The organism is Actinoplanes sp. NBRC 101535, assembly GCF_030269225.1.
Taxonomy (GTDB): Bacteria; Actinomycetota; Actinomycetes; order Mycobacteriales; family Micromonosporaceae; genus Actinoplanes; species Actinoplanes rectilineatus.
The window spans coordinates 91878-111826 of record NZ_BSSY01000010.1; the positions used below are offsets into that span (position 1 = coordinate 91878).

Consider the following 19949-nt stretch of genomic DNA (forward strand, 5'->3'; position numbering starts at 1 on the left):
ATCACTCTAAAGCATCGTCTCGATACGGTGGTCGCAGTCAACCGCGGCGAAGCGCTCGCCAGGCGAGGCGGCCAGCGCCCAATAGGCGTGTCGTCGTGATCTTCATGGCGGCGGAGCAACTGATGGCGGATCGCAAGGGTCAAAGCATCGGAGGATTCGATGTACGAACCATGGACCGCAGGGTCTAAGGCTGGCCCTGACAGGAACTTATCTGAGCGGTGAATCGGCGTCAACGCTTTGGGCATAACCGACGGGTGCGGCAATTCCTCAAAAACCGGCGGCGACGCGTACCTAAGGCAATTTCCGTGCCTTTCCCGATAGGGCCTTGCGCGCCTCGTGGAAAATCTCCACTGTGTAGTGCAGTAAGGCGGACGGTGCTACCGAACGCGAAGGGCGCGCGCATTCTTGGCGTGGTTTGGTGGTCTGTTGAATGAGGAGGGATCACATGGAGGGCGAACCGTTCACTCGGTGTCTCGATGTGCTGGTCGACGACGCCGAACGCGCTGGCGGGATCAGTTGGTCTGATGTCGTACGGGTAGCCGCTGCGCGTGGGCTCGCCGACGAGGTCGCGAACCTGCTCGCGGCCCTAAACGACCTCGACGTCGATGTCGTCGGCGTACCGTCCGGAGTTCGGCTCGCCACCGGGCACGACGACAAGAACGTGTCCGGATCACTGCCGGCGCTCATGCGCGTCCACCGGATCCTCAGGCCGGAACAAGAAGTCACTCTCGGACAGCGTATTCAAGCTGGCATTGGTACAGCGTCCCGATGCTTCATCGAGCGGCGGCCGCCCCGTACGGACGAGCAAGCCATCATCGCTGATGGTGAAAGCGCTAGAAACGACCTGATCGTCGCTAACGTCCGGCTCGTCGTGAGCATGGTGCGCCGATACGTCTACCGCGCCGGCGATCTGGACTTCGACGACTTGGTACAGGAAGGCACCCGAGGGCTTTACCGGGCCGCGATCAAGTACGACCCTGAGAAGGGCTACAAGTTCTCCACCTACGCAACGTGGTGGATCCGCCAGCATGTGGAACGCGCCATCGACGACACCGGCGCGATGATTCGAGTGCCGGTGCACCTGTGCATGGAGATCCGCCGGATCCAGCATTACGCCCGCGATTTCGAGGTGCGTAACGGTCGAAGCCCGACCCTGGCCGAGTTGGCCACGGGGGTCGAACAGGATCCGGGTCGCGTCCAAGCGATGCTGGACGCGGTAGCCCCCGTCGCTCGCCTCGACGCGCCCGTCGGCGAGGACGATGGCGGGAGTGCCACCCTCGCCGACTACGTCCTCTCCGATCAGGAGCCTGGGCCGGAAGACCGCGTTATCGACCAACTGGTGGCACAAGCTCTCATCCGGCGACTCGAGGTGGTCCTCGATCCAAGATCGATGCGCATCGTCGAAGGCCGGTTCGGCCTCGGTGGTGGTGAGGAGCGGACGCTGGAGTACCTGGGTGCCGAACTCGGCATCACCCGAGAACGAGTCCGGCAGATCGAGAAGAAGATTTTCCAGATTCTACGAAGCGATAAGGAGGTCCGCACGTTGGCGGAAACCGTGCTGGGCGGTGTCGCGTGAGCCAACATGTGGCATATGAGCGCTTCGTTCGCTGGCTCGACACACGGGTTACCCATGAAGGCCGTGGCGACCTTCTCCAGGCCCTGGACGTCGACCCCTCGGGCGTGTTCTGGCTAGGGCGGCTGGCACCTGAAAGCGCCGCAGTCGCGCGCTCGGGTCGCGAGCGGCGGATGGATCCTTGCGCCGTCGGTGCGCGGATCCGACTCGCCGCGCCGGGCCCATGGGCGTTTCGAGTGTGCGTCGAGGCCTGTGGCTGGCACCGTGTCGAGGCGGGCTCGGGTGGCGGCGGGAGTGACAAATGGGCCAAGTCCGAGATCGTGACGGTCGACGTGCCAATCGACATGCCCGCCGGAGTCGAGCGAACCTTTGGCGCCGAGGCGATCACGACACGGCTACGCGCGGTGGGGGTGTCGGCGACAGCCGAGATCCGGGTCACCGACGAGTCATGGCGAGACGGCCGGCCGGAGATCACCGTTGAACTGGTCAATACGACCCCCGAGGGGAAGCAGGTGCCTCGCGGTGAGCGCTACCTCTTTCAAACCAAGCTGACCATCAGCGGGCTCAAAACTGTCCCATTCGTTCTTGAGTCGCTGCCCGACAGCTTCCGTTACGACCGCTCGCTCGACGCCATCGGCATCAACTGCGGGATCGAGAAGGATCCCAAGACCGAAACTCTGATGACGGCGGACACCATCGTGGTCGAACGTTGCCGTCCCGAGTACACGTTCGACGACACAGCCAGGGAGGTACTCGACCTTAAGTTCGACACCTTGGCACAGGCACCGCTGGACTCCACCCGGCAATTGGCCGACGCCTATCACCGCTGGGGCGACCGCTATTGGTCCGATCATGTACTCGACGCCCGAGCCCGGCAAGAAGGCTGGAGTGCCGAGATGGCCGACTACGCACGAGCGGAGGCCGACGAGTATCGCGCTGAGGCCGCTCGCATCCGTCGCGGTGTTGAGATCCTCGCCTCGGATGCCACACTGCGCCGGTCGTTCACGTTGATGAACGAGGCCATGTCACTCGCCGCTCGCGGGAAGTACCCCGACTGGCGACCCTTCCAGCTCGGCTTCATCCTCTCCGTCCTGCCGAGCCTCGTCGACGGGCAGCAGGAGTGGGACACCGTCGAAATCGTCTGGTTCGCGACCGGCGGCGGCAAGACCGAGACCTACCTCGGGCTCCTGCTCCTCGCTGCGTTCCACGACCGCCTACGCGGTAAGAGGTCGGGAATCACCGCCTGGAGCCGGTTCCCGCTTAGGATGCTCTCACTTCAGCAGACCCAGCGTTTCGCCGACGCTCTCGCCGCCGGCGAACTCGTCCGGCGAAGGCACGAGATCAAAGGGCACCCCATCGCGCTGGGCTACTTCATCGGTGGCACCTCCACCCCCAATGAGATTCCGAAACAGCCGACCGAGATGAACCCCATCGACGTCGAGGACGACACGATGCCCGCGAAGTTTCAGATCTTGAGCCGCTGCTCCTTCTGCGCCGCGACCACGGTCGAGACTCGCTTCAACCGGCGCGAGTGGCGCTTGGAGCACCGCTGCCTCAACGCGAAGTGTGACCTCGCGGGAGAACCACTGCCGCTGTACATCGTTGACGCCGAAATCTACCGATTCCTGCCCACTGTCGTGATCGGCACCCTCGACAAGGCCTCAGTCATCGGCATGCAGGCCAATATGCGCGGATTCGTCCACGGTCCTACCGCCTGGTGCACGCGAGAGGGGCACGGCTTCACCTACGCCAAACGCGGTTCGCGTAAGAGCGGATGTTTGGTACCCGACTGCGACGCACCCACGCTGCCGATCACCGAAGAACAGAGGTCTCGTTTCGCACCCACCTTCCGCCTCCAGGACGAGTTACACCTCTTGCGAGACTCTCTCGGCGCGGTCGACTCCCACTACGAAGCCATCCTCGACGGGCTGCAGCGCGAACTCACCGGCCGCACCAGCAAAATCATCGCGTCATCCGCGACCCTCGAGGGATACGCCCGTCAGGTCGACACCCTCTACTCGAGACCGGGTCGAGTATTCCCACAGGCCGGCCCGACGGCCGGACAAAGCTTTTGGAGTCGAGAAACCGATCGGCTCCTGCGCCGATTCGTGGCTGTATGGCCCCGCGGCGTTACCCTGGAATGGGTGTCGGACCGCACCACGACGATCCTGCAGCAGAGCATCCGAGACCTGCGGGAGAATCCGGAGACGCTGAGCCGTGACATCGGCATCGACTCACAGCATGCCACCGACATCGTTAACCTCTACGGCACCGACGTCATCTACGGCAACACCGTCCGCGACGTCGAAGCCGCCCGCCGATCCATGGGCACCCAGGTCCCCATCGAACCGCTGCGCGTCGAGTCACTCACCGGCCAAACCAGCTTCACCGAGGTCCGTGACGTCCTCGCCGATCTCATCAACCCCGGCACCGAATTCAACGACCGCATCCACGTGGTCACTGCGTCATCCATGATCTCGCATGGCGTTGACGTCGACCGCCTCAACATCATGACCGTACTCGGTGTCCCGCTTACGACCGCCGAATTCATCCAAGCGACCGCCCGCGTCGGACGTACCCATCCAGGCCTGGTCTACGTCATCCACAAAGTGGGTCGCGAGCGAGATTCCACCGTCTACAGCCACTTTCGCGCCTTCGTCGAACAGGGCGACCGATTCGTCGAACCCGTACCCATCACACGATCAAGCCGGAAAGTACTAGAGCTCACCACACCTGCCGCCGTCGAGGCCCGCCGCCTTTTCGTCCACGAGCCACGCTCGCCCCAGCAACGGCTCACCACCATCCAGCTACTGCGCGAGTACGTCAACCTGACCGGACTCTCCCCCGAGGCCGAGGTCGACGCGATCGCCTCGATCCTCGGCGTCCGTGACACCGAGTACCTACTGCGTGAGGACCTCGAGACCGACCTCATCGACGGGTACTTCGCGAAGCTGCAGGAGTACGGACTAGGACTGAAGTGGCCCAGCGAGCTGCTTAATCGTAGGCCCATGCTCTCACTGCGCGACGTCGAGGCGCAGATCCCGATCAGCGACGACTAGTACGGGGACAGCGACACAATGAAGGACACACGCAGCGGCTCGCAGGTCCTCTACGGATTCCTGCCGCAACAAACCGGCGACCTCCGCGGCGGCATCTACCGCACCACTGAATGGCGCGACCCCAAACCGGTCGACGTCGACGACGCCATCATCCGCCGCCGGCTCATGGACCAACTAAACGGATGGGCCAACCACGGTGACGACACCGGCATCACGGCAAGTCTCCGCCGTGGCGGACCGCTCGAGGTCGTCGAAGTCAACCCTGATCGCGGAGTCCGCGTCGAGCGCTTCCCCAACGTTTACGTCTGCCGCAAATGCAGGACAGTCGAGGATCGCCTCGACCGACCCTGCCCCACCTGCGGCGCCACCCGCCAATGGGACCAGCTCCACTTCGTCGCCTACCACGAATGCGGTTACCTCGAGGCGCCCGTCATCCCACGGTGCCCGGCCCATCACGTCAGCCGGATGCCGTACCAGAAGAGCATGGACGCCAGCCGGATCCGTTTCGAGTGCCCGAAATGCAAAACCCTGATCCGCCAGGGCATGGTCCACAGGAAATGCCCCTGCGGCCGATCGTGGGGCACACGACGCAACGGTACGACACTGGTATACAACGTGCACCGCGCCTCCACCGTCTATGCCCCACAAACATTCACGTTGATCAACCCTCGCAGCCGTAAGCGCATGGCTGAGGTCACCGATGCCGGCGGGCCTCGCCGCGCGCTCGCCTGGGCGATCTCCGGATTCCACACACGCAAGCCCGGATCAGACCAGCACACCAGCGCCTCGACCATCAGCCAGCTGCTCGACATGGGTTTCGATCGACAGACAGCCGAAAAGATGGCTGCTGTCGCCGCCGACGCCGGGGCGCTCGGCCCTGAGGACAACATCGGCGCCCTGGCTAACGCCCCAGTTGCCCGCATCGAAGACGCCGAACGTCAGGCCGTTGATATCGCCCTAGCCACCATCGAGTCCCGCGTCTTGGTCGAGGACCTCATCAAGCCGGAGACGCCGGACCACGCCCGGCGGACCTATGAGACCGAGTACCCGGCCGCGATCGACCGAGCCGGCTTCTCCGGCATCGACTTGATCGACCGATTCCCGATTCTGCGGGCGGCCTACGGCTATACCCGCGGCGGCCTGGAGCCCGGCAAGACCCGGCTCAACCTATTTAGCGGTCGCCGCGGCACCCGGATCTACGCCGACCCTCAAGACTCCGAAGCGCTCATGTTCCGCCTCAACCCGCTGCGCGTTCACCACTGGCTGGCCAGCCGAGGCCACCACCTCGATCCAGCCACCGACGACAGTGAAGCACGGGCTATCCTCGCCGCCGCGATCTCCGTACCGGACCGCTTCGTCGATGAGGAGCAAGCCACCCCGGCCGGCCGGGACCTCATCGAATTGGTCCATACATATGCGCACCGGGTTATCCGTAACCTGTCGGTCTTCGCGGGAGTGGACAGAGAAAGCCTAGGCGAATACCTCATTCCCAGCCACGGCGTCTTTTTCGTCTACGCCGCCACCCGCGGTGACTTCGTGCTCGGCGGGGTGCAGGCGGTATTCGAGAACGATCTGCACCACTTCCTCAACTCGATGCTAAGCGCCGAGACTCGATGTCCGCTCGACCCCGCTTGTCGCCGTCATGGAGGCGCATGCCAAGCCTGTTTGCATCTCGGAGAACCCGTTTGTGACCGCTTCAATCACTATCTTGACCGAGCCGCCCTGTTCGGGCCCGACGGCTACCTCGCCGCACACTCAACCCGGACGCTCAGGCGAGGGCCGTCTGACGCACTGCCAGCGGGCAACGCTGACGAAGGTACGCCAGTCCCGAGCTGATCGGGTGCTCGTGGCATGGCCATACGGCTGAAATGTTGAACCAAGGGTGGGCGTTTCGTGCTTGAGGGCGGCCAGCTCGCCGACACTACGGTGCAACTCGGGCCACCCGAACGCTAGGCGGCTAGCAGACGTCCCACTGCGGGTTCGGAACTCAACGCTCATCGTTACTGGCACCTGGAATGAGAACAATCGCCGATCGCCAGCGCCGACCGGCCTACTCAACTGACAATAACTAGAGGTAGCTGGAGGATTGGCTTGTCAACGTGGCGGGAAAGCGTCCCCACCGATGGTTCGGTGCATCTACCTCCAGATGCGCACGCTCTCGAGGGTATCGGTCGAAACCATAGCCTCGAGACCGCGCTGGCTGATCTTGTTGACAACTCTATCGACGCGTCCGCGACCGAGGTCGTCATCCGCTTCGTCCAGCGTCGGGGAAGGCTTTGCTCGCTGTACGTGGCGGACAACGGCCGGGGAATAGCGGCGTCACGGATCGACTCCGCCATGACAGTCGGCGGGCGTCGTGACTACCAGCAGGGAAGCTTGGGTAAGTTCGGGCTGGGAATGAAGGCGGCCTCATTCAGCCAGGCCCGTAGTCTCACAGTGTTAACCCGTACGGGTGATGGCGCTACGAGCGGTCGCCGGTGGCACCTAGGCAGCGCCACGGAATTCCGCTGTGACATCGTGGCGCCGGAGTTCGTCGGGGAAGAACTCGACCGAGACTGGGGATTCAAGTCGGCGGGCGCGGGCGGACGCACCGTTATCCGGTGGGACGACGTGACGGGCTTCACGGCCAGCGATGACCGTGATCGAGTTCAGGGGTTCCTCACCGCCACTATCACCAAGATTCTCAATCACCTCGGTCTAGTGCTGCATCGATTCCTCGCTCGAGACGCCCTTCGAGTGTTCGTCGATGTCGAGGACGTCGATCGCGCCGCCGTTGGCGCGCGTTTCGAGGCGGAGGCGCTTAACCCCTTCGGATACCACCGTCCCGGCCACCCTGACTACCCGAAAACGCTCACCGCCGCACGCGACGGCATCTCGCTCAACCTGTCCTGCCACATCTGGCCGGGACGGTCGAAGCTGCCGGAGTTCAAGCTTCCGGGCGGCGCGAACGAGCGCCAAGGCCTCTACTTCTACCGCGCCGATCGGCTCCTACACGCCGGCGGCTGGGACGGCTTGACCGTGACGGACCCTCGCCTCCAGTTGGCGCGGGTCACGATCGACATAACCGACGACATCGCCGGCTTGTTCTCTATGAATCCCGAAAAGTCGCGCATCACCGTCGGCCCGGACTTCGCACACCTGATCGAAGCGGCCCGCAGTCCCGACGGCTCCACCATCGGCGACTACCTACGGGACGCGGAAAGCGTCTACAAGCGCTCGCGTGAGCGCAGCCGGGACCGCCGCAAGATGCTTCCCCCTGGCAAGGGCTTCGAACCCGCCGTCAAACGAGCCATCGGCGAGGAGATCCCCTTCATCGACGGAGAAGAACCAATCGACGTCCGATGGCGACGGGAGGAAGGCCTCGACTTTTTCGCCATCGACCGGGAGAACCGGACGATCTGGCTCAACGATCGATACCGGCAATCGATCATCGGCGAGGCACGCGGCGGGCTCAACGACGCCCCGATGGTCAAGGCACTCGTCTACCTTCTCATCGAGGATGTGTTCCAGGGCGAATACCTCGGGGCCAAGGATAAGGACAACATCGCGCTGTGGCAGGAAGTCCTCACCGCCGCGGCTCGGTCCCAACACGCGCGAAGTACGCGCCAGTGACCATCCCGAAGCGGCATCTCAGCCTCGCCGGGTTTCGCCAGTACCTGGCCAGCGGCGTCGCCATCGCCCATCCCATCGACGGCGACCCGCCGCTGACCCTGATCATCGACCCACACATTCCCGCCCTGACCTTGCGCTGCTCATACCCGAGCGGGAAACCGACCCCAGCTCTCCACACCGACAACATCAAGATCAGCAGATGGTCGCGCGATCCCAGCCAACTCCAGCTCGTCATCACCGACGCCGATCTACTTCTCGACGCCTACCCGCTGTTATGCGCGATCGCGGATCGCGTCCAACTGAGCGGCCAGGACTTCGCGTCGGCGATCATGGAGAGCGTCAACAGCCTGCGCTCGCTGTTGCAACTGGGCCGCGCGTTGTCCCGGGAACGGGAACTCGGCCTCTGCGGCGAACTCCTCATCCTGTTAGGCACCGGCCGTCACCTCGGCCCTCAGGAGGCGATCGCGGGGTGGCGGGGACCGCATGCGGAGGAACACGACTTCTCCATCGCCGGCATGGACGTCGAGGTCAAGACCACCGCCACGGAACGCCGCACGCACTGGATTAACTCCCTCACACAGTTGGACGGTAATGAGGGCACCCCCCTATGGGTGGTCTCCCATCAACTCACCGAGGCTGGCCCGCAGGAAGGGTGGCGTCTTCCGGATCTTGTCGATACAGCCCGCGACCTCTTCGCCGCGACAGGCGCCACCGCCACCTTCAACGACCGTCTCGCCGCCGCCGGATGGTCCGAGCCATTCGCCGACCTGTGTATGACCCGATGGCGGCGGCGATCGCCATCCAAGGCGTTCCTCGTCGCCGCTGGTTTCCCTCGGCTCACCTCAACGCAGCTCGCCCACGTCGACTACGACCGAAGTCGCCTTGTCTCGGTCAACTACCGCATCGATCTCAGCACGCAAAGCCATAGCGACGCGGTCCCGGCTCTCCTATCCGACATTATCGCTACCGAGGTGACCGTATGAACGAGTCATTTGCCCTCAGCTACCGCGCCGCGTTGAACGCGATGTCGTTGCGAGGACCGCGTCCCATCCACGCCATAGCCACAGCGATGGCCGAGGATCCCTCGAGCCCCGCCAACGATGACAGCCTCGGTGCCTACTTGATGGCGGCGGACTCCGACGACCCACTGCGTCGGCAATTCGCGGTCACCTTGGCCACCTGGGACGCCACTGAGGGCGAGTCCTGGATCGGCGACACCGAACCCGGCACGCCCCAGCGGCGAGCGCATGTCACTCGTCTGCTCGAGGTCAGCGACAAGATCGCCCAGATTCTTCTCGATCGTTTTCCCGTCGTTGTTGACGACGACACCGTGATCGACGGTGACTGGACACCGTGGTACACCCCGCAGGTGCGCCAGAACGGGAACTTCTACTGGCAGCACTACAGCGACCACCTCATGAACAACCGAGGCTTCGGCGGCCCTGCCATCGCCGGCCTCGACGCCGCGACCACCAAGGTCGTCGAACGACTCGCGAACCCGGCCGCCCCAGCTCGCTACCAATCCAAGGGACTCGTCGTCGGGTACGTGCAGAGCGGCAAAACCGCGAACTTCACCGGCGTGATCGCCAAAGCAGTCGACGCCGGCTACCGCCTGATCATCGTGCTGACCGGAAGCACCGACCTGCTGCGCGCACAAACCCAACGGCGCCTCGACATGGAACTGGTCGGCCGCGAGAACCTACTGCGTGGAATCAGCGAGACCGACACCGAGGCCTTCGAATACCATTCGGACCGCGACTGGCTCGACGGAAAGTTCGTCCAGCACGGCATCCGACCATCCGACGCCGGGCGTCCCGACATCGTCCGCCTCACCACCCGAGCCTTCGACTACCGAAGCCTCCAGCAAGGCATCAGCGCCTTGGACTTCGAACGTCCCGACCGCACTAAGCCGATGTACGACCCGGTCAATCTAGCCGGCAGCAACGCGAGACTTGTTGTCGTCAAGAAGAACGGAATTGTACTCGGGAAACTAGTCAAGGACCTCGGAAAGATCACGACCCGGCTCGCGGATATCCCAGCCCTCATCATCGACGACGAGTCCGATCAGGCCTCACCCAACACGAGTAACCCGAAGAAGTGGCAGCAGGACCAGAAGGAACGCACCATCATCAACAAGCGCATCGGCGAACTCATGGGCCTGCTTCACCGGTGCCAGTATGTCGGATATACCGCGACGCCCTTCGCCAACGTCTTCATCGACCCAACGGACGCCGAGGACATCTTCCCAAGCGACTTCCTCATCTCCTTGAAGCGCCCGTTCGGCTACATGGGCGCTGCGGACTTCCAGGACCTCGATGCCGACTTCAGCGAACAATCGGCGAGTATAGGTACCTCGAACGTCGAAGCCCATGTGCGAATGCTCAGCGACGACCCAGACGATAAGTCGCGACTGCAGGAGGCCATCGACGCTTTCGTCCTGAGCGGGGCGTTCAAGCTCTACCGAGAATCGCACGGTACCGGAAAATTCCGACACCACACCATGCTGGTGCATCACGCGATGCAACGCGCGGTGCACGCGGAGAGAGCCGAAGACGTGCGAACCGCGTGGCGGACGGGCGGCTACTACTCCACCGACTGCTTTCATCGCCTTCGCGAACTCTTCGAACGAGACTTCGCGCCCGTCGCTCGCGCCACCGCGCCTGGCGAACCCATCCCAGCCGACTTCGCGGAGCTGTCGGATCACATCTCAGGCGCCGTTCGCCGGATCGGGCAGAGTGGCGATCCGGTCATCGTTGTCAATAGCGAGAAAAGCCTCGAGAATGAGGAGATTGACTTCGATGGCGGGGCGGTATGGCGTATCCTCGTCGGCGGCAACAGCCTAGCTCGTGGCTTCACCGTTGAAGGGCTGACGATCTCGTACTACCGACGAATGACGAAGCAGCAAGATACCCTGATGCAGATGGGACGCTGGTTCGGTTTCCGTCCGCACTACAAGGACCTCGTGCGGCTCTACATCGATCCCACCTTGCACACCGCTTTCGAAGCCAGCTGCCGCGACGAGGAACACTTCCGCGCCGAACTCAAGCAGTACGCCGACCCGGTCGATGGCCAAAAACAAGTCACGCCGGCTGAGGTGCCGCCCTTGGTCGCGCAACACCTGAGCTGGCTCAAGCCCGCCGCGACGAACAAGATGTATAACGCCGAGCTGGCAGAACGTCGGTCGCCTGGCATGGCGGTGGAACCCCGCGGATGGCCCGCCGCCGCGACGCTCAAGGAGGCAAACACTAAGGCCTTCAAGCCGCTGATCGACGCCGCGACGACGTGCACCCGGCTATGGGGCACGCTCCCAGATGAAGATGAATTCAACACCTCGGGTTCATGGGACTACTACGCGTGGATCGGCAGAGTCAGCCACGAACAACTTGTTGAAGCGGTCCGATCGCTACAACTGGTGCCCGCAGACGCGCTCACACCCGACCTTCGCTGGCTCCTCTCATTGACCGAGCAGCAAATCGACGGCTGGCTTGTCATCCTTCCTCAACAGAAGGGAACAAGTACCCGTCGTCGTATACTTGGACATGAACCCATCAGCGTTTTCAGCCGTCGGAGACTCAAGGCCGACTATTACAGCGCGATCAGTGAGGTCACTCATCGCCGCCCTATCGAGCTCATCAAGCGTGGACGGCCGGATATCGGCGACGAGGCCGCCCGATTGGCGGCAAGCCGGTCCGGGGCAATCATTATCTACCCCCTCGTTGATAGAGCAGAGGATTCATCGATACCGGGGAAAGTCGATGAGGAACTGAAACCTTCGCAGGTTACCTTGGCATTCCATCTCGTCGCGCCGCAGACTGCGGTCGGAAAAGACAAACGTCTGGTTTTATTCACAACCAGAGTCACATCAGCCCGCAACGTCGCCATTGTTGACAGATCCTGAATGGCTGCTGGAAATCATCTTCCCGCGTTCTGATAGTCCTTGATTCGGGCTTGTAGAAGTTCGGTCCCTTATGGTCGGTGAAGGAAGGCCAGGGTTCGACGGATCAGCCACGAGTCGCGTCGGTAGATCACAGATGAGATTTGATAAATTCCTTTGGCGCGTGTTAGTTGTAGCGAAAATGTCGTCTCATCCCCGTAGGGGGAGAGGTTCTAGCGACGAGAATTTTTGCGTAAAGAATGACAAGAATTCTTGATAGGGGTGCTGTTAACTTAATGTGCGGTCGGTCTTTCAATTTGAGCTGGGATGTGGAATAATGCCGCCTCGTACGCGACCTCGCGGGGATATCACTTCGTTCGCGGACGCATTCGCCATTGATCTTAACGCTGCCCTTTTGGAGCAGTTACCGGCTAGATTGAATGAGCTTGAGCCGGTCGCCTTAACCGGCGAAAATCTCGACATCCTGAGTTTCGAACACGGCGTCTACCAGTTATTTTGGCGAGATGAGTCCAAGTACTTCGGTAAGTCCCAAGATACTCTGCGGGTAAGGCTTTATCAGCATCTAAGGCGATGCATGGGGCGGGTGGGGATCGACGTGAGAGACATGAAATTTCGCTGTCTATATGTCGATAAATTCGTGGACTCTGCTGCCCCAGAGTCGGTGCTGATTAAGCGCTACCGGGAGGAAGGTCTGGCCGGGTGGAACATCTCGGAAGGGTTCGCACCAAAAGACGTAGGACGCGGGCGCCCAGACGGCCGCCCTGGTCAATGGTTCATTGACAGGCCAGTGGATTTCAGAGTAGGTGTTAATCTGCATGAAATAGCTGGTCGGGAGATTCCAGTGCTTGATGCTCTCCTCGCGCTTAAAAAGGCGGTGCCTTTCGATTTGTTCAAATTTGCTTCAGAGAGAAGCCAAATTCGGGCGGACCGTGAATCAGTCGTTGACTATGGGGGCCGAACTGTCGTTCTCGAACCGGGTCCCGTGCCGTTGATGCAACATTTGCGCAGGGTAATCGAAGTCCTTCCTGATGGCTGGCAAGCGGTCGTGCAGCCACCCGGCATCATGATATATCGCGAACTCGTCGACTACGCATACGCCATCGGTGGTTGGCGTAGACAAGGGGGGCAGGTAGCCGCGCTCGGGGCAGGTCACTCGCTTCCGGACAACGAGGTGTATCGTGAGCTTAGATTGGCGATCATCTGAACCTCAAACTAAGGATCAGATGATTTCCATGATTCATGGCTGTCAGCAATGGCCTTTGCTGAGGGTAGTGCTCCGTAGGTGGTCGCATGGTGCCTTGGTGATCGCGTTTGACGCCGCTTGACACCTTTTGGGGTCAGGGTCTGGCGGGGGCTGGTGGGGATAGTCCGGTTCCGGCGAGGTATCTGTCGACAAGATCATGGCGGTACTGCATGCGTTTGAGCCGGTTCTTCACCGCGGCCGAACGGAGGGCCGTGCACCTGCGAGCAGAGCTTGGACTTGCCCCGCACGACCCACTAGACATGCATGCTGTCGCCGATCATTTGCGGTTGAAGGTCATCAGCGCCTCCTCGCTGGTCGAACTAGAGCGCCTTGAGGAACTCGAACGCCTCCAAGCCTTTGCCTTCTCAGCAGTCACGTTCGAGATCAGCGGGAAAAAGTTCATCGTGACGAACCCGCTAAGAGCAGGCGGCCGGGTCGCCAGTGACTTAGCGCACGAGATATCACACATCCTTCTCGAGCATCAACTCTCCGAGATTACCGAGTTCGAAGGCGTGCCCTTCCGAACCTGCCTTCCCGCCGAGGAAGAACAGGCGACTGCATTGGGCGGGACTTTACTGCTTCCGCGACCGTTGCTGATCCGAGCCGCGTCCAGGAAGATGGGCATTGAGGAAATTGCCGATCATTACAGCGTCACGATCGAGATGGCGCGATTCCGCTACAATTCCACTGAGTGGCAAAGCAACTCAGCCGCCGGGCCTAAGCAAGTGTTTGAGTAGGCCCTTATCCGAGCTTGCTGCAGGTCCGGGCGTCGCTGCTACAGCGCGCACGATGCGTGATGCTATGGATCAGATGCTTTCTTCGCGGTCGCTGTCAGCCACGGGCATTGGCGGCGGCTCGGGCTGGTGGGCCGCGGCCGTGTTGAGGATGGTGATCCGCAGGTGATCCGATGTCGCTCCGGCGGGTGTCGCGACGCAGTAAGCTTCAATATCAGCGACGTTGGCACTTCGCGCTGAGCAGCACTAAATGAAGCGGGTTCTACGCTGTGTGATGGTGTCGCGTGGTGATCCGGTGGTGATCGGATGTCGGCGACCGTTTCAGCACGGGCGCGACCGTTTCAGCACGTTCGAGTGGTGGCTATCGATCAGCGAGGCGCTTAGCTCATACACTCGGCCCGGACCTGCGGAAACGTAGAGTCGCTCTGAGCTGCTAATATGTCTTCGTAAACGGCTTTGAGCCCGGAGGCTACAGAGTGTACCCGCGACCACTAGTCATCTGACTACGGATCAGAAGGTTAGGGGTTCGAGTCCCTTCGGGCGCACAAGGTAATCAAGGCCGTGAACTGCAGAAATGCGGTCACGGCCTTGTTGCTTTCCCGGGTTCGGCTCTGGTTGTCCCACACGATGGGGCCGTGGTGATCGGATGGTGATCGCGTGTCACAGGCGTGTCGATCCCTCTTGGAATTCGCCCGATCGGGCTTCGAACCCGTCAATCGCGTGGGGGCATGATGAGCGCCGAAGCCGTAGGCGCGGGAATGCCGACCCAGGTGACGCTGGACGACCTTGCCCAGATGGCTGCCGCTGACGAGAACCATCGTTACGAACTGAGCCCTGAGGGAGTGCTGTCAGTCGTGCCGCCTGCGGATCCCGACCATGCGTTGCTCGTCTCCAGGATGTTCGCCTGGTTTCTGACCAACGGCTATGGTCCGGAACAGGTCGTTACGGACTGTGGCATCGACGTTGGCGGTGGACGGGTGCCTGACCTCACGGTGTGGGCGGAGGGGATGCCCCCGCGTCGCGCCCGGTCGAGTTATGCCGGTACGGCGGGGCTGCTGCTCGCGATCGAGGTCGTGTCCCGGGGTTCCGAGGTGATCGACCGAGTGATCAAGAAGGCGGAGTATGCGAAGGCTGGGATTCCGCGTTATTGGATCGTCGAGCGCGACAGCGTCACTGCCGTGCACCGGCACAGTCTCAACGTCGAGACCGGTGAGTACGAGCCGGACCCCGCCGGTGCGCAACCCATCGCATGGCTGTTGACCACCGTTCCTGAGGTCTCCTGAGCTGGAGTGTTCGGCTCAGGATGCGGGACGTGGTGATCCCATGGCGATCGATCGGCTCGGTGCCGGGGTCGCCGTCACTGATCCGGCAGGAGCCCGTGGATGTGCTCGCGGGCGTTGGCGGCTCGGAAGTCGGGAAAGCCGGCCAGTAGGGAATCGGCTTCTCGCCAGTGTTGCCGGGCCTCCTCGGGGCGGCTGTCCTCGGCCAGGTCGAGGGCGAGGTGGCTGAGTGCGAGTGCGAGTTGCCAGGTGTCGTGGAGTTGCCGGTGGACGGCGACTGCACGCCGATGGAAGGCGACGGCTTCCTCCGGCTGGCCGAGTCTCGGTATGCCTCGCCGGCCTCGTCGAGTGCCAGTGCCTCACGGTTTTGATCGCCGATGGTGCGCTGGATGGTGGCGGCTCGGTGGGCTGCTTCGAGGGCGATGGCCGGCCTGCCGGACGCGCGTTCGAGCCGGGCGTACTCGACGAGCCAGTGTGCCGTCCAGAGTCGGTTGGTGTGTTTGTCGGCGATGTCGAGGGCTCGGGTGATGGCCTGCCGGGCGTCGTCGAGGCGGCCGAGTTCCCGCAGGCTCATGCTGAGGAAGAACAGTGAGTTGCCCTCCTGGCCCTCGTCGCCGATCTCGCGTTGGACGGCGACCGCGTTCTCCAGAAGGGTGACGACCCCGGTGAGGTCGCCGGTCTCGTAGGCGGCTTCGGCGATGTTGCTGAGCAGCAGCGCCTGCCAGCGCCGGTTACCGAGGCGTTCGAAGATGGCCAGGCTCTTCTGGAAGTGGGTTCGGGCCTCGTCGAGGCGGCGGTGGCGTAGGCCGAGCAGCCCGAGGGCGTTGATGGATACGGCGGTGCCATAGTCGTCGCCGATGTCGGTGCGGATGGCGAGAGCGGCTTGGTGGAACCTGGCGGCTTCCGTCAGTTGGCGTGCCTGGAAGTGCGCCTTGCCGAGACTTTCGAGGGCTTCGGCCTCGCCCCGCCTGTCGCCGATCGTCCGGGCTGCCTCGAGCCCGATCCGGGCGGTCGCCAGCCAGTCGGTGAAGGCGTTGTTGTGCATGAAGACGCTGCGCAGTACGGCGGCAAGTTGCCAGGCCGTGTGCGGGGTTCCGCGTAGCGCTGCAGGCCACGGTGGCTTCGCCATTCACGGCCGGGCTTCTTCGAGTCTGCGATGAGGCCGATCCTGCCGGCATTGTCGCCGCGTTCCACAGGTGATGAGCGGATGCGGTACTGCCTGCGTCTTTCGGGCATCTTTCGAGGCGGCCACGTTCCGACCCACTCGCCGATCAGTCCGGTCCCGGCCGTTCGCCGCCAATCGACGTAATCGAGGCTGTTGAGTTTACGCAGGGCGGCGCGTGCCGTCGCCGGCCGTTTGGCGGGATTGATCTGGATCAGGGATCCGATGAACTTTCGCACGGCCGGCGGCACGGACGGCGGCAGTGAGTAGAAGCTATCGATCAGGGCGCGTTTGCCTGCCGCATTGCGCTCGTCCACGTCGTCGAACAGAAACTCCTCGTACGGGAACCTGCCGGCGAGCATCTCTACGGTCGCGACACCGATCGAGTAGAGGTCCGATCTGCGAGTCACCCGGCCGACTGTCATCGCTTCCGGCGCGAGGTAAAGAGGCGTGCCGCCGTAGTTGGGTGCGGTGTCGGTGTCCGGCTCGATTCTGCCCGCGGAGCCAAGATCGGCGAGGACCGCGTTCTCCCGCGCTTCGTCGAGCAGGATGTTGGCCGGTAATCCCGTAGTGGAGTGCTGGAGTATCGGTCGCACTCTCTTGCCGCTGACAGCGCTCTACGGGCCGTGCAGGGTTACGCGGGTCAGAATCGGCCGCACAGCGATGAGGATCGCTGTGCGAAGAAGCTTTGTGGCACCGATGACCTCCACGTCGTGCAGACGTCCGTCGGAGTCGAAACCGAGAACGATATCTCCCCAGCCTGGGCGCTCGGCGACGACATTCTCGGCGGCGACCGGGGCGGCGTAGAACCGCACCGTGGCTCACTCGATGGACTGATGGGTGAACCGTGGTCAGCAGCGCTGACGGAGGGGATCGGCAGCACTGTTGAGTTTCCCGACCTTGTCCCGGATTGCCGTCGGGTCGATGACGGACCGTTGGTGTGGCTCTTAGGCTCGCGTTTCGGACGTGGTCGGGAGGCTCGATGGTACTGGGTGTTCGACGCCGGACGGTGGTGGCGGCGGGGGCCGTGGCTGCGACGGCCGGGCTGATCGGTGGTTGCTCGGGCGGCGACTCCGTTGACGGGGGCGTTGCCGGAATCAGCCATCAGCCGGGGGTGGTGACGCCCCCGCCGGCCGATGTCGTCCTGGTTGCGATCGACGTCGTCGGCACTCCGGGGGCTGCTCTTCGGTCGCTGACTGGGCGAGTCGAGCAGGCGGTTGCGGCCGGAGTCGAGGCGACACTTGCATTGGGGGCGTCGTTGTTCGATGCCCGGTTCGGGTTGGCAGCGCATCGGCCGCCGCTGTTGACCACCATGCCGCAGTTCCCCAACGATGTCCTCGACCCGGCGTACTGCCACGGCGACTTGTTGCTGCAGGTCTGCGGAGACGGCGCGGATCAGGTGGCGGCGGTCGCTGATGACGTGCTGAAGACGGCCGGCTCGGCTGTGCGGGTCCGGTGGCGGATGGCGGGGTTCCGGGCGGAGAACGGTGTCACCGCCGCCGGGCAGCCGAGCACTCGCAACCTGTTCGGCTTCCGTGAGGGCGCGGGCAACCCTGATCCCGCGGACGAGAACCTGATGAACCAGTTGGTGTGGACCGAAGACGGCGGGACATATCAGGTGGTCCGGCTCATCCGGTTCGCCACCGACTTGTGGAACCGCGATTCGGTGCCGGAGCAGGAATTGATGATCGGCCGGCACCGCGACAACGGAACACCACTCCAGGGTGGCCCCGAGGACGCCACGTTCGACTACTCGGCGGACCCTGCAGGCCAGCTCATCCCGCTGGATGCGCACATCCGCCGGGCCAACCCGCGTACGCCGCAGACACGGGCGACCCGCATCCTGCGACGAGGCTACTCATATCAGAACGCGAGTGACGAGGGCCTGTTGTTCATCTGCTTTCAACGCGATCCTGACCAGGGATTCGCGGCGGTCCAGCGCCGCCTTGCCGGGGAAGCGCTGGACCGTTATGTGCTGCCGTTCGGGGGCGGCTACTTCTTCGTGCCGCCGTCACCCAGCGCTTTGAACGGTCTGCTGACGGACTGATCAGCCAGCCGACGTGCGGCAGCCGTTGCCGCCCGCTCCGCAGCCAGCAGCGGCTCGAGGACCGGGCCCTCGCCGTTGCGGACCGACTGGATCGCGACCGTCACGGCTTTCGCGACCGTTGCGATGTCAAGGCGCAGCGCTGAGCCGAGGCGGCCCTCGGAAGCCGCGGCCGCAGCCTGGGTCTCGCGCCGGCCCCGGGCGGCCAGCCAGGCCGGGCGCAGCTGGTCGGGGTCGACCTGGCCGAGCTCGCAGATCGCGACCACAACGGTCCAGGGCGGCACGCTCTGCCCCGACAGGTATCGCGACAGCGAGGAGTCACTGACGAACGTTGCAGCCTGCAATTCCCGCAGCGTACGGCCGGATCTCTCCCGTACCGTGCGCAGCCTCTCGGCGAAGATCTCCCGCGCGGGGCTTCCCATCCTCGGAACTTTGAACACAGTGAATGTCTATCGCGACTGTCCCGGATCTGTCCCGGATGAGTGATGTTGCTATCGCTTTCTGTGTTGGCTTGATCGCAGGATGATCTCGCGCACGCGGTCCGAAGGGGACGGCGTCGCGCCTGGAGGCCATCTTGCGTACCCTGTCCCATCCCCCTCGCCGGCTCACGGGGGCCGTCCTGCTGGCATTGCTCGCCGGCACACCCGCGTTCCTTACCCCGACCGCGCCCGCATCCGCTGCTGCTGTGGCCGAGCCACCCGATCCACCTTCGGCAGCTAGCCAAGACGTTCGTGCCGCTGCAGCGTCGGTTCCCGGCGACTACTCCTACGACGGAGCAGGTCAGCTGCGTGGGGTGAGCACCGCGGAAGGCAGTGCCCGTTACAGCTATGACGACAGCGGCAACCCGCAGTCAGTGGCAAGGTCCGCTGCCGGGACCGTGACAGTGAGCGGCATCGAGCCGAGCCGCGCAGCAGCCGGCGCGGCCGTCACCATCAGCGGCACCGGGTTCTCGACGACCACGTCGTCGAACGCGGTGAAATTCAACGGCACCTCAGCCACCGTGACGTCGGCGTCGGCGACCCGGCTGGTAGCGACTGCGCCCTCCGGCGTCACCAGCGGCACCATCACGGTGACCACCGCCGGCAGCACGGCTACCAGCACACAGACGTTCACGGTGTTGACGTCGGTGCCCGCGCCCACCGTCACCGCCGTGTCGCCGCTGATCGCCGCCGCCGGCGCGAGCGTGACGATCACCGGAACCGGGTTCTCGACGACCGCGGCCGGCAACAACGTGTCCTTCGGCCGGACCAGGGCGCGAGTGACCGCAGCGTCGGCAGCCAGCCTGACGGTGGCTGTGCCACAGGCGGCGGGTACCGGCCGCGTCACCGTGGCTACGTCAGGCGGCAC

General features: G+C 63.4%; 14 protein-coding genes, 1 tRNA gene and 1 pseudogene. 12 read left to right on the forward strand and 4 right to left on the reverse strand.

Annotation, left to right across the window (positions count from 1 at the left end):
• Positions 1-445: 445 nt before the first annotated feature.
• The 10 genes from QSK32_RS26610 (at position 446) to QSK32_RS26655 (ending at position 15399) form a co-directional block, all read left to right on the forward strand.
• Complete coding sequence (locus QSK32_RS26610) at positions 446-1576, forward strand: sigma-70 family RNA polymerase sigma factor (RefSeq protein ID WP_285473458.1); 1131 nt, start codon at positions 446-448, stop codon at positions 1574-1576.
• The gene (locus tag QSK32_RS26615; RefSeq protein ID WP_285473459.1) at positions 1573-4632 is read left to right on the forward strand and encodes a DEAD/DEAH box helicase; all 3060 of its coding nucleotides are present in this window, start codon (positions 1573-1575) and stop codon (positions 4630-4632) included. The genes QSK32_RS26610 and QSK32_RS26615 overlap by 4 nt, the downstream gene beginning before the upstream one ends.
• 18 nt (positions 4633-4650) lie before the next feature.
• A complete protein-coding gene (locus QSK32_RS26620) occupies positions 4651-6468 on the forward strand; it encodes a DUF8724 domain-containing protein (RefSeq protein ID WP_285473460.1) in 1818 nt (605 codons plus the stop codon).
• A 294-nt stretch (positions 6469-6762) separates the two neighbouring features.
• Positions 6763-8244, forward strand: a complete 1482-nt coding sequence (locus QSK32_RS26625) for an ATP-binding protein (protein WP_285473461.1) — start codon at positions 6763-6765, stop codon at positions 8242-8244.
• On the forward strand, positions 8241-9227 hold the full coding sequence (locus QSK32_RS26630; RefSeq protein ID WP_285473462.1) for a PD-(D/E)XK motif protein: 987 nt from the start codon (positions 8241-8243) through the stop codon (positions 9225-9227). The genes QSK32_RS26625 and QSK32_RS26630 overlap by 4 nt, the downstream gene beginning before the upstream one ends.
• Positions 9224-12142 (forward strand): Z1 domain-containing protein, encoded by a 2919-nt coding sequence (locus QSK32_RS26635; protein ID WP_285473463.1) that lies wholly within the window; start codon positions 9224-9226, stop codon positions 12140-12142. The genes QSK32_RS26630 and QSK32_RS26635 overlap by 4 nt, the downstream gene beginning before the upstream one ends.
• 391 nt (positions 12143-12533) lie before the next feature.
• A complete protein-coding gene (locus QSK32_RS26640; protein ID WP_285473464.1) occupies positions 12534-13343 on the forward strand; it encodes a GIY-YIG nuclease family protein in 810 nt (269 codons plus the stop codon).
• A 299-nt stretch (positions 13344-13642) separates the two neighbouring features.
• Positions 13643-14119, forward strand: coding sequence for an ImmA/IrrE family metallo-endopeptidase (locus QSK32_RS26645; RefSeq protein WP_285473465.1), 477 nt, complete (start codon positions 13643-13645; stop codon positions 14117-14119).
• 457 nt (positions 14120-14576) lie between these two features.
• Positions 14577-14661 (forward strand) — tRNA-Arg (locus QSK32_RS26650).
• 183 nt (positions 14662-14844) lie between these two features.
• Complete coding sequence (locus tag QSK32_RS26655; protein WP_285473466.1) at positions 14845-15399, forward strand: Uma2 family endonuclease; 555 nt, start codon at positions 14845-14847, stop codon at positions 15397-15399.
• Here QSK32_RS26655 and QSK32_RS45760 read toward each other — a convergent pair.
• Genes QSK32_RS45760 through QSK32_RS26670 form a run of 3 tightly spaced genes read right to left on the reverse strand, consistent with a single transcriptional unit; the run spans position 15311 to position 17373 of the window.
• Positions 15311-16414 (reverse strand): tetratricopeptide repeat protein, encoded by a 1104-nt coding sequence (locus QSK32_RS45760; protein WP_285473573.1) that lies wholly within the window; start codon positions 16412-16414, stop codon positions 15311-15313. The genes QSK32_RS26655 and QSK32_RS45760 overlap by 89 nt on opposite strands.
• Positions 16303-17154: a protein kinase domain-containing protein gene (locus QSK32_RS26665; protein WP_285473467.1), complete on the reverse strand. Its 852-nt coding sequence runs from the start codon at positions 17152-17154 to the stop codon at positions 16303-16305. The genes QSK32_RS45760 and QSK32_RS26665 overlap by 112 nt, the downstream gene beginning before the upstream one ends.
• A gap of 21 nt (positions 17155-17175) precedes the next feature.
• Positions 17176-17373 carry a hypothetical protein gene (locus QSK32_RS26670; RefSeq protein WP_285473468.1) on the reverse strand — a complete coding sequence of 66 codons (198 nt, stop codon included), beginning with the start codon at positions 17371-17373 and terminating at the stop codon, positions 17176-17178.
• Between the two features lie 212 nt (positions 17374-17585).
• On the opposite strand from QSK32_RS26670, the gene QSK32_RS26675 reads away from it, so the two are divergent.
• Positions 17586-18605, forward strand: a complete 1020-nt coding sequence (locus tag QSK32_RS26675) for a Dyp-type peroxidase (protein ID WP_285473469.1) — start codon at positions 17586-17588, stop codon at positions 18603-18605.
• Here the strand turns inward: QSK32_RS26675 and QSK32_RS26680 are convergent.
• Entirely contained in the window at positions 18551-19024 is a 474-nt protein-coding gene (locus QSK32_RS26680; protein ID WP_285473470.1) for a helix-turn-helix domain-containing protein, read from the reverse strand. The two genes, QSK32_RS26675 and QSK32_RS26680, sit on opposite strands and share 55 nt — an antisense overlap.
• Positions 19025-19485: 461 nt before the next feature.
• Here QSK32_RS26680 and QSK32_RS45550 point away from each other — a divergent pair.
• A pseudogene (locus tag QSK32_RS45550) lies at positions 19486-19911 on the forward strand (IPT/TIG domain-containing protein); the annotation flags it as partial.
• Between the last annotated feature and the right edge of the window lie 38 nt (positions 19912-19949).

Coding starts and splice junctions, on each gene's coding strand:
- QSK32_RS26610 (WP_285473458.1), top strand. CDS start 446: ATGGAGGGCGAACCGTTCACTCGGTGTCTCGATGTGCTGGTCGACGAC.
- QSK32_RS26620 (WP_285473460.1), top strand. CDS start 4,651: ATGAAGGACACACGCAGCGGCTCGCAGGTCCTCTACGGATTCCTGCCG.
- QSK32_RS26635 (WP_285473463.1), top strand. CDS start 9,224: ATGAACGAGTCATTTGCCCTCAGCTACCGCGCCGCGTTGAACGCGATG.
- QSK32_RS26645 (WP_285473465.1), top strand. CDS start 13,643: ATGCATGCTGTCGCCGATCATTTGCGGTTGAAGGTCATCAGCGCCTCC.
- QSK32_RS26655 (WP_285473466.1), top strand. CDS start 14,845: ATGATGAGCGCCGAAGCCGTAGGCGCGGGAATGCCGACCCAGGTGACG.
- QSK32_RS26680 (WP_285473470.1), bottom strand. CDS start 19,024: ATGGGAAGCCCCGCGCGGGAGATCTTCGCCGAGAGGCTGCGCACGGTA.